This is a genomic window from Halomonas sp. 707D4, from assembly GCF_024158685.1.
Taxonomy (GTDB): domain Bacteria; phylum Pseudomonadota; class Gammaproteobacteria; order Pseudomonadales; family Halomonadaceae; genus Vreelandella.
On record NZ_JAMZBD010000078.1, the window covers coordinates 1 to 9,446 of the forward strand.

The following is a 9,446-nucleotide window of genomic DNA, read 5'->3' on the forward strand; positions in this document are numbered from 1 at the left end:
CGCCGCGATGCTCTGCCAGAACGCCCGGTTTGGGCTCTACCTGGATCAGCGCCGGCGCCAGAAAGGCGGGCTCAACGAAGAGCATTTGCCGGACGGGACGCATTCGCCAGAGGACTGCGCGGACTGGGTGCGCCAGGCATGCGGCGTTACCTCCCGCGCGCAGATCGACCACAGCGACAACGCTCGGGCGATGCTCGATAAGATCGTGGCGGACTACAGCAACTGGGAGCGCGCGCAGCGCCAGCGGGGTGGGGCATGACCACAACACGCAAGCCGCGCCGCGTACTGGGCCCGGCTGGCGCCGGCACCGCGCCCCGCAAGCGCCCCGTCGATTGGGAAGGGCAGGAGCAGGCCGTGCTGATCCGCTGGTTACTCGGCGAGCGCCAGCGCGGAACGCCGGTAGGCGATCTTTATGATGTGACGTTCCACGTGCCAAACGGTGGCCAGCGCTCGAAGTCCACCGGCGCGGCGATGAAGCGCCAAGGCGTCAAGCCGGGCGTGAGCGATCTGGTGGTAATGGCCGCCCGGGGAGGCTGGCATGGCCTGTATCTGGAGTTCAAGGCCTCGCCACCGCATACCGCTGCACTGGCAGAGAGCCAGCATGACTGGCTGGCGCGTGCAGAGGAGAACGGCTATTGCGCGGTGCTGGCGGTGGGGCTGGAGCAGGCCAAGCGCGTGCTGGATGATTACGCGTGCATGGGAGCGTCCTATAGCCACTACACCAAAGCGCCATTGATGGGCACCGAATGGAGAAAGCCGCGATGACCCTACGCGGCGATCGCCTCCACTTCCAGCCGGCGGCCCAGGGCACCCAACGCCGCCTCGAGCTGCGCCAGTTTGGATTTGTGGTTCACGTCCAACAAGCGGTCGATCTGCACGGGGGCAACGCCCAGGGCGCGGGCCAGATCTGCCTTGCGCCAGCCTGCGTCGATCAGCGCGTCGGACAGCAGCACCTTGATAGCGGTCGAAAGGGGGACGGCCACCAGGTGCTCGCCTTCTTGGGCCTCACTGGGCGCGGGTACGCGACGGCGCTCGTCGATGTAGATCCCGAGGGTGGTTTCAAGCAGCTCGACTGCGTTGACCAGGGTCGAGTCCTGGTCCTCATCCGCGGCGACGAACTCGGGCAGGTCTCGGCACGTTGCCATGTAGCCAACGGTATCGGGTTCGATCTTGATGGGGTATCGCATGGATGCCTCCTGGTTCTCGTCTATGTGTTCGAGCTCATGACGTGCTGTCGTTCGCAAGATGGGGCCTCACTTGAGGCCCAGTTGCTTGATGATGGTTCTCTTGACCCCTTCGCCTATCTCCTTGGCGCCGTGGTAGGGGACTGGAACCGTCTTGCCGTTGTAGGTCGCTTTCATGCTGTGCCGTCCTTTGCCGGTTGTGACCTCAACGCCCCTCTTTTTCAACCATCTCACGAACTCGTTGTATGTCATGAACCCTCCGTTGCTGTGATGTGTTCATTATGCAACACTTCTGTTATTAAAGCAACATATCTGTTTATTATTTTTAAGGGCTTCGAATGATCGATATGTCTTTTGACCAATGGATAAAGGTTACGAACCCCTGGGTCGTCATTGGAGCCGCTGTATCAAGCGATCGCGCCCGAGACGCGGCAGTGGTCCGTATCATTGACACGATGCTCGAGCTACAGCTGGATTGCCGTCATGAGAATCCCGGTTATCAGCCGTTCAGCGTCGCGGCGCTGGCCGGTGAGCTGCCCGGCGGCGGTGGTCGGAGTGACCAGGCTATGTTGGCAGCGATGCGTTATCACCCGGAGAGCCAGTGGCATCGGGCCTGCGGGCTGCTGCTCGATCAACTGCCGCGGCGCCAGGCAGCGGCGATGCTAATGCAGGCGGCCCGGGTGCGGCCGGAGAAGGCTGGCGCTAGTCAATGGATGGTGACCGCTCGGCAGATGGTCGAACGGCAAGGAGATCTGCTCCGAGCCCTGGGGCTCAATGAGCGGGTGCGGCACTTTGAGAGTGTCAACGCACTGCAGCACGCGGCACGGCGGGCGCGCAATCAGCTAAGTGAGTGGCTAGCTCAGGGTGAGGTTTCTGCCTGCTTGGCCTGATCGGCAAGTCGGGTGGCGTGGCGCCAGGGAGGGCGCCATAAAAAATCGTTCGGAGTGCTTGACGCTCTCTCAAGATGTACCTATATTTAGGTACAATAGGTAAGGCCAACCGGGCCGACCGATATGCCTTCGGAGGCGATCATGAGCACCAACAATCCCGTCCCTGAGAATGCCGACGACCTTCGCACCAAGCGTTCGCTTGAATGGTGGGTGAGCAAGTGCACGCCCGAGCAGTATGAAACGCAACTGCGCTGTGAAATAAACCACCTCGATAGCCTCCGGCTTACTAAGCGCCATAAAGGACGTATCGCTGCGCAAGAGCGTCGCATCGAGATCATGATGAACGCGGCAGGCAAGGCCGACGGCATCATCTAACCGTTACAGCAGCATGGCCATGGGGCCGGCTGACATCCACGCCAAGGGGGCGATCATGTTCAAGTCTATCTCTACCTCATCCGTTACCGCTGTCGACTACCTGACTACTGTTGAAATGGTGATCGAGGGCGAGCTTCGAATTTACCAGGCAGCCTGGAGCCGTTTTGCAGTGCGGCCAATCAGTGTTACCCAAAACGGCGCTGTCCTGGGCAGTATCCCGGCACCCAGTAACCCCTTCGACAGGGTGGTGGAGGACGCTGTGCTCGAGCTCCTAGCGATCGAGGTTAACGGTATGCCAGCGAGCTTGGTTGCCTTGGTCATCGAGCATGCCGATATGTTGCATGGTGGACGAGGACGCTCACCGCTCACTCGCCAACTGATGGTCAGCATTGGCGCCGAGGCACGCGACATCAACATGGAGCTCGATGCGACCACCATGGCGCTTTGTGGAGATCGACGCTATTTCAGCTACGCACTGGAACGCTCGTCGGTGGTGGAGCACGCTGTCTCTGCATCAACGGGTGGAGCGATGATGCGGGTAGTGGTGGCGTCCGATAGCTACAACGAACGGCGACATGGTGTGCCTTGGATCGCACGCGTCACTGCCTGGCGCGTGGGCAAGCGTCCGGAGCAGGAGTTTGGTGGCTATGTGGGAAGTGCGGCTGGCGGTGAGGCCGAGGTCCAGGCCCGTCCGGGTGATATTGTGCGCTGGGGCCAGAAGGACTATCGAAACCCTCGGCGGAGCACAGCGCATTATGGCATCGTCATGGATGACGGTAGCGTTGAGCTTCTGAGCGTTACCGAGGCGCGCGCCGCTTTCGACGGGCGGTCCTGATCATGCTTTCCAACCTGTTGCGCCGCTGGAAGATGCGGCGCCCCACCGTATCGGATTTCGCGCCCACGTACCGCGAGCACCTAGATACGCTGCCCATCAAACGTAAAACCTGGGCAAACCGCAACCGCTATGTGCTGTTCATCGTTGAGCACATGGGCGAGCTGGCGCTTGTCGATGTCCGCCCGTCTCATGTTGCGCGCATGGTGGCGGCCATTCAGGCCAGCGGGCGGCGCGTGGCGGCACGCCGGGCTCTGTTCGAGGCAAATGCGTTTTTCTATCGAGCTGTGCTTGAAGGGCATATCCAGACAAATCCGGCTGACCCGGTCAAAGCGCCCGCGGCGCCGCCGGTTCGCTCCAGGCTTACGCTGGACGAATGGAAGTGTATCCATGAGTGGGCGCTTGGGCGCGGTGATCGCAATCTATGGTTTGCGTCTGCACTGAAGCTGGCGCTGGTGACCGCGCAACGGCGCAGTGACCTGGTGCGCATGCGGACGGATCACATCGTGAGTGGCGCGCTTCGAATTGAGCAGTTCAAGACAGGGGAGCGAATAGCGCTGCCGTTGACGCTCAGGCTCGAGGCGCTCGATACAACGCTGGGGGATGTGGTGCAGGAGTGCATGGACTACCGGCGAGCAGGCGTTCACCTGCTGCGCAAAACCGGCGATGCTCCGTTCGATGCGAGCGCGCTATCGGCTCGATTTGCCGAAGGCAGGGGTATAGCGCTACCGGGTGCCGATTGGTCGCCACGCACCCCGCCCACGTTCCACGAGATTCGATCGCTATCAGAGCGTCTGTATCGCGCCCAGGGGATCGACACGATGACGTTACTCGGTCACAGGCGGCAATCGATGACAGACCAGTACAACGATGCGCGCGGTCTGGACTCGGGAAAATGGCGATCCCTTGAGCTATGATGGCGGCTGTCGAAAACGGGAGGCGACATGGAAAACGTGGAGTACGGGCCGGAGTTGCTGGCGCGCGCGGGGGAGGCCCTTTACGGAGAACGCTGGCAAACCGCTCTGGCCAACGAGCTGGGGTTGAGCGATGCCCGCCGGGTTCGTCAGTGGATGAGCCGGGACCGCGGAATACCCGTGGGCATCTGGTCGGATGTCGAGCGCCTCTTGAGGGAGCGGGGAGAGGCTGCCATCGAACTCGCCGATGCATTGAAATCGTCGGGGGTGTAGTTGATTTCTATCATTCGATGTAGCACCGTTGGTAATTCGGGTGCCGAGTAGGCAGCTCAGAAAATGGGAACCTCGAAGTGTTTCACGCGTAGCGTTTTAGCTGCCGACTAGCGCAGCTCAGAAAATCACGCGGGTCGGCTGTTCGACCGGGCCGGTGTTCGCTGCCGAGCAGGGCAGTTTATCAAGGTTCAGTAATCCCGGCTCATTGGCCCACGCGTTGGCTGCTGAAGAAGCAGAAGCCCCGCCATCCAACACGATGGTGGGGCTTTTTATTTGTGTGTGAAAAATCGATTGCCAAAGTGGCGCTTTTGATGCACTCTTCTTTCTAGGCTGCGCCAGCTACGCGCGAAAGCCACCCAACTCTATGAAGCCCTGCCGTTCCCCGGCGGGGCTTCTGCGTTTCTGGCGTTCCTTGCGTGCCACTTGGCGCGCCTTGCCCTGTCGTGTCGGGGCCCTTCTATTCCATGGTGTCCTATGCCCGTTATCACTCCCGCCCGCGCCGGTGGCGTCAACGTGTGCGCGTTTCTCGACATGATCGCGTTCGCCGAGCTGCACACGTCGATGCTGATCGACCCGCGCACGGATAACGGTTACCGGGTCATTGTCGGCTCGCTGCCGAGCCGGCTGATTCTGATGGACAGCTACGACGATCACCCGCGCCAGCTCGTGAAGATTCGCAAGGGGCTGAGCTCGACGGCGGCGGGGCGCTACCAGATCCTGTCTCGCTACTGGGATCACTACTCCGAAACGCTGGCGCTGCCGGATTTCGGGCCGCTGAGTCAGGACCGGTACGCGATCCAGCAGCTGCGTGAGCAACGGGCGCTGCCATTGATTCAAGAAGGGCGCATCACCGAGGCGATCGCGCGTTGCGCGAATATCTGGGCGTCGATGCCTGGCGCCGGGTATGGGCAGCACGAACACACTGTCGAGCGTCTGCTGAAAGAGTATCAGCGCGCTCGGGGCGTGCTGTGCGATGCCGACAAGACCTGGTACGAGCGGGCACTACTCAAGCGCCGCGCTGCGTAAACACTCTCCGGCCGCCGAGGTGGCCACGCAATGCACAGACCTGACGAGCCGAACGCGATGCCGAACAAAGACCCGAACAACTGGCACGCGCTGATGGATCTCATCCTGAGCGTTTGGCCGCAGATATACGCCGCAGGGCTCGCGATGCTGATCGCCCTGGTGCGCGCCATCCACGCAGGAGGGCGACCCATGAAAAGCTTCTTAGAGGCCGTGCTGTGCGGCTTCCTCACGCTGTCGTTGATGCCGTTGATCGAGTATTTCGGGTTCTCACAGAACATGGCCGTTGCCGCCGGGGCGGCGATCGCCTTCCTGGGGGTCGAGTGGGTGCGCGAGCGCCTGGACGCGCTGTACGAGAAGATCATCGGGCGGTGGTTCAAATGATCGGGCGGCTTCTGAATGGCGCGATGCCATGGCTATTGGCCGGACTGATCGGTCTGCTGGTATTCCAGTTCCAGTATGCACAGCGGTTAGATGCCGAGCGGCAGCTGGCCGAGGCCAGGGAGGAGCATGAACGCAACCGAGCCGACATTCTGCTGGCGAACCAGCGCGACCTGCGCCGGCAGAACGAAACCCTGAACCGTTCGCTAGCAGAACGGGACAGGCTACTGGGCGAGATCGCCGATGACATGAGCGCCAGCCGCACCGCGCTCGAGCAACTGGGAGAGACCGATGCGGATTCACGCACGTGGATGGATAGCCCTTTGCCTGATGGTATTGCTGACTGGGTGCGCCAACTCCAGACCGGCGCCGCTCGCGACAGTGAACCAGTGTCCGATCGTGCCCGACCACCTTACCAGCGAGCTACCGGCGCCCCAGGTGATCCTTAACGGTAATAAGGGACTGCTCGAGCTGCTGGCACGGTATGAGGCACTGCGCCGGCGGATGAATGCTGACCGGATGGTGGTCGTCGAGATTCTCACAAACGATGCGAGTGATGAGTGATGCCGAGCTCTCCACCAAGACCATGTCGTGCCGTCATGTGCAGCGGCAAAACGATCAACGCTCAGGGTTACTGCGATAGACACGCCGATCAGGCCGGTGCATGGAAGAAGTCATCGAGCCGAAAGCAGGATCGCGGTGGCAGGCCGTGGCGCCGTAAGCGCCAGCGCATACTCCAGCGTGACAAAGGACTCTGTCAGCCCTGCCTTGAGCGGGGCTTTTTTACGCCTGCCGTTGAGGTCGACCACTTCGTCAATATCGCCTCAGGCGGCACGGACAGCGATGACAACCTGCAGGCGATATGCGGACCGTGCCACAAGGCGAAGACGCAGGGCGAGGCCCGGCGGGGCCGTGGCGACGACGCCTGATGGGGAGGGGGGGCCAATCTCTACAGGCTTTCGCCCGCGGACACCGTACCCTCAATTCAATTTTTACACCCGCGAAATTGAAAAATCAGGTCGGCGCGAGGAATTAACAAATGACAAGAGGTCGTAAGCCCAAGCCGAGCCACCTGAAAGCGGTGCAAGGCAACGCTGGCAAGCGTGCGGTGAACCATGACGAGCCCCAGTGCGAAGAACTCGACGACGTGCCCCTGCCGCCCGAGTGGCTGTCGCCGATCGGCATTGAAATGTGGGAGCGCGTCGCCCCCTGGTTGATTGGCAGCAAGATCCTCACCGGCTCGGATCTGCATAACCTCGAGGCGTTCTGCGCCGCCTACTCGCGCTGGCGTCTCGCCGAGCAGGACATCGCCAAGAACGGCATCGTGGTGCCGGGTCTGAACTCGGACGTGAAAAACCCGGCGTGCACCGAGGCAAACGCCGCGCTCAAGCAAATGGCGCTGTACGGCAGCGCGCTGGGGCTTGATCCCTCCAGCCGTTCGCGGCTGGCGGTACCGGGCGCCAAGGATGCCAGTAACCCCTTCAAAGACCTTCTAGGTAAAAAGCGATGAAGCACTATGGCCACGTATCCCCACGTCAACGCAGCGAACAAGTACGCTCGGGAGGTCGTGGCCAAGAGGATTCCCGCGTGCAAGGAGGTCCGGCAGGCTTGCCAGCGCCATCTGGACGATCTCAAGGCGTCGAAATCCCGGTCGTATCCATACCGGTTCGATAAGGACAAGGCCGAGCGCGTCTGCGCGTTCATCCACCTGCTGCCGCACACGAAAGGCAAGTGGGCACGCGAGCGTCGACTGATCACCCTTGAGCCCTGGCAGCTCTTCATCGTCGCCAGCATTTTCGGCTGGCTGAAAAAGAAATCCGGGCTTCGCCGCTTCACCGAGGCCTATATCGAGGTCGAGCGGAAGAACGGCAAGTCGGTGCTGGCGGCGGCGATCGCCAACATCATGCTATGTGCGGACGGTGAGTATGGTGCCGAGGTCTACTGTGGCGCTACGACCGAGAAGCAAGCCTGGGAGGTGTTCCGTCCGGCCCGCTTGATGCTGCTGAAGTCGCCGGCGTTGGTCAGCGCCGCCGGCATCGAGATCATGGCGAAGAACATCTCGATCCCCGAGGACGGCAGCCGCCTCGAGCCGTTGATTGGCAACCCGGGCGATGGTAGTTCGCCGTCCTGCGCAGTGGTCGACGAGTTCCACGAGCACCAGACGCCAGACCTGTACGAAACCATGCTGACCGGCATGGGCGCCCGTGATCAGGCTCTGATGTTCATCATCACCACGGCGGGCTTCAATCTCGCCGGGCCTTGTTACGACAAGCGTCGGCAGGCGCAGCAGATGCTCGACGAGGCGCTGCCCAACGACGAGCTCTTCGCCATCATCTACACGATCGACGATGGCGACGACTGGAAAGACCCGGCGGTGCTGCGCAAGGCCAACCCGAACTACGGCGTCTCGGTGAGCGAGGAATTTCTGCTCAAGGCGCAGCGAGATGCCATCCGCTACCCTAGTCGCCAGAACTCGTTCCTGACGAAGCACCTGAACGTCTGGGTGAGTGCTCGCACGGCCTGGCTCAACATGGCCAGTTGGAACGCGATGGGCGATTCCGGGCTCAAGCTCGAGGATTTCGAGGGACAGCCGTGCTGGCTGGGTGTCGACCTTGCCAGCAAGACCGACATCGCCAGCATCGCGCTGTTGTTTCGCGACGAGGTGCCGGACAAGAAAGGCCGGTTGAAAACGCGCTGGACGGTGTTCGTTCGCAACTACCTGCCGGAAGGCGCGGTCGAGCGGGCGAGCACGAACAAGGCGGCGTACGAGGCTTGGCAGAACAGCGGCGATCTGGTGATCACCGATGGCGAAGAGCTCGACTTCGACCTGGTTCGTGAAGAGATCAAGGATCTGGCCGGCCAGTTCGAGATCACCGAAATCGCCTATGACCCCTGGCGCGCCACGCAGCTCGCCCACCAGTTGATGGCTGACGGCGCGAGCATCGTCGAGTACCGCAACACGGTTCAGAACATGAGCCCCGCGATGCGTGAGCTCGAGGCGGCGATCACCGGCGGACGCTTCCGGCATGCCAAGTGCCCAGTGCTCACTTGGATGGCCAGCAACGTGGTGGCCAAGGCTGATGCCAAGGACAACATCTTCCCGCGCAAGGAAAAGCCGGAGAACAAGATCGACGGCGTCCTCGCCATTCTGATGGCACTGGGGCGCGCAATACTCACCGAAAATGACGACCCGGAAGAATCCATCTACGACACCTCGGACGTGACATGCTGATCAACCTCATCACCTTTACCGTAGGCCTGCTGGGTGTCGGGCTGGTGGCCTTCGGCGCGTGGCTGATGCTGCCCGCCGCCGGCTATATGGTCGCCGGCGCCTTCTGCCTGCTTTGGTCATGGCTCGCCTCCCAGGCGGTTGCCCGGAACGCACCGCCTCCACCCATGGCCGAAGACGAAGGAGATCGCTGATGTTCATGCCGAGCTTCTTCACGTCGTCCGGCACGGCGCCTGGCAGCAAGCGCAGCGGGCAGGACTGGACCGGCAACTGGGTCAGCGCCCGGCGAGGGCGTCAGAGTGCCGCCGGCACCATGGTGACCACCGAGAACGCCTTGGGCGTCAG

Annotated in this window: 16 protein-coding genes; 14 read left to right on the plus strand and 2 right to left on the minus strand. The window is 61.8% G+C overall.

The window, feature by feature from the left end:
* Together BIS11_RS05260 and BIS11_RS05265 are read left to right on the plus strand one after the other, a co-directional pair.
* The coding region (locus BIS11_RS05260) for a hypothetical protein (RefSeq protein WP_253585796.1) at positions 1–259 on the plus strand (259 nt) is incomplete at its 5' end.
* Positions 256–765, plus strand: coding sequence for a VRR-NUC domain-containing protein (locus tag BIS11_RS05265; protein WP_253418882.1), 510 nt, complete (start codon positions 256–258; stop codon positions 763–765). The genes BIS11_RS05260 and BIS11_RS05265, both read left to right, overlap by 4 nt.
* A 2-nt stretch (positions 766–767) precedes the next feature.
* Here BIS11_RS05265 and BIS11_RS05270 read toward each other — a convergent pair whose 3' ends face one another.
* Both BIS11_RS05270 and BIS11_RS05275 read right to left on the minus strand, forming a co-directional pair.
* Positions 768–1,187, minus strand: a complete 420-nt coding sequence (locus tag BIS11_RS05270; RefSeq protein ID WP_253418880.1) for a type II toxin-antitoxin system HicB family antitoxin — start codon at positions 1,185–1,187, stop codon at positions 768–770.
* Positions 1,188–1,253: 66 nt separating this feature from the next.
* Entirely contained in the window at positions 1,254–1,436 is a 183-nt protein-coding gene (locus BIS11_RS05275; protein WP_253418878.1) for a type II toxin-antitoxin system HicA family toxin, read from the minus strand.
* An 86-nt stretch (positions 1,437–1,522) separates the two neighbouring features.
* On the opposite strand from BIS11_RS05275, the gene BIS11_RS05280 reads away from it, so the two are divergent.
* The 12 genes from BIS11_RS05280 to BIS11_RS05335 all read left to right on the plus strand — a co-directional run bounded on the left by BIS11_RS05280 (position 1,523) and on the right by BIS11_RS05335 (position 9,295).
* Positions 1,523–2,074, plus strand: a complete 552-nt coding sequence (locus BIS11_RS05280) for a hypothetical protein (protein WP_253418875.1) — start codon at positions 1,523–1,525, stop codon at positions 2,072–2,074.
* A gap of 141 nt (positions 2,075–2,215) precedes the next feature.
* Complete coding sequence (locus tag BIS11_RS05285; RefSeq protein WP_253418873.1) at positions 2,216–2,449, plus strand: hypothetical protein; 234 nt, start codon at positions 2,216–2,218, stop codon at positions 2,447–2,449.
* Positions 2,450–2,504: 55 nt separating this feature from the next.
* Entirely contained in the window at positions 2,505–3,284 is a 780-nt protein-coding gene (locus BIS11_RS05290) for a hypothetical protein (protein WP_253418870.1), read from the plus strand.
* 2 nt (positions 3,285–3,286) lie between these two features.
* Positions 3,287–4,198 (plus strand): tyrosine-type recombinase/integrase, encoded by a 912-nt coding sequence (locus BIS11_RS05295; protein ID WP_253418867.1) that lies wholly within the window; start codon positions 3,287–3,289, stop codon positions 4,196–4,198.
* 27 nt (positions 4,199–4,225) lie between these two features.
* On the plus strand, positions 4,226–4,468 hold the full coding sequence (locus tag BIS11_RS05300; RefSeq protein ID WP_253418864.1) for a helix-turn-helix domain-containing protein: 243 nt from the start codon (positions 4,226–4,228) through the stop codon (positions 4,466–4,468).
* A 474-nt stretch (positions 4,469–4,942) separates the two neighbouring features.
* Complete coding sequence (locus tag BIS11_RS05305) at positions 4,943–5,494, plus strand: glycoside hydrolase family 104 protein (RefSeq protein ID WP_253418861.1); 552 nt, start codon at positions 4,943–4,945, stop codon at positions 5,492–5,494.
* Between the two features lie 57 nt (positions 5,495–5,551).
* Positions 5,552–5,875, plus strand: coding sequence for a phage holin, lambda family (locus tag BIS11_RS05310; protein ID WP_253585797.1), 324 nt, complete (start codon positions 5,552–5,554; stop codon positions 5,873–5,875).
* On the plus strand, positions 5,872–6,321 hold the full coding sequence (locus BIS11_RS05315; protein ID WP_253418856.1) for a hypothetical protein: 450 nt from the start codon (positions 5,872–5,874) through the stop codon (positions 6,319–6,321). Before BIS11_RS05310 ends, BIS11_RS05315 begins: the two co-directional genes overlap by 4 nt.
* A 150-nt stretch (positions 6,322–6,471) precedes the next feature.
* Positions 6,472–6,801: an HNH endonuclease gene (locus tag BIS11_RS05320; RefSeq protein WP_253418853.1), complete on the plus strand. Its 330-nt coding sequence runs from the start codon at positions 6,472–6,474 to the stop codon at positions 6,799–6,801.
* Positions 6,802–6,911: 110 nt separating this feature from the next.
* Positions 6,912–7,382, plus strand: coding sequence for a phage terminase small subunit P27 family (locus BIS11_RS05325; protein WP_253418850.1), 471 nt, complete (start codon positions 6,912–6,914; stop codon positions 7,380–7,382).
* Between the two features lie 6 nt (positions 7,383–7,388).
* Complete coding sequence (locus tag BIS11_RS05330) at positions 7,389–9,104, plus strand: terminase large subunit (protein WP_253418847.1); 1,716 nt, start codon at positions 7,389–7,391, stop codon at positions 9,102–9,104.
* Positions 9,098–9,295, plus strand: coding sequence for a hypothetical protein (locus BIS11_RS05335; protein WP_253418844.1), 198 nt, complete (start codon positions 9,098–9,100; stop codon positions 9,293–9,295). The genes BIS11_RS05330 and BIS11_RS05335 overlap by 7 nt, the downstream gene beginning before the upstream one ends.
* The last annotated feature ends 151 nt before the right edge of the window (positions 9,296–9,446 follow it).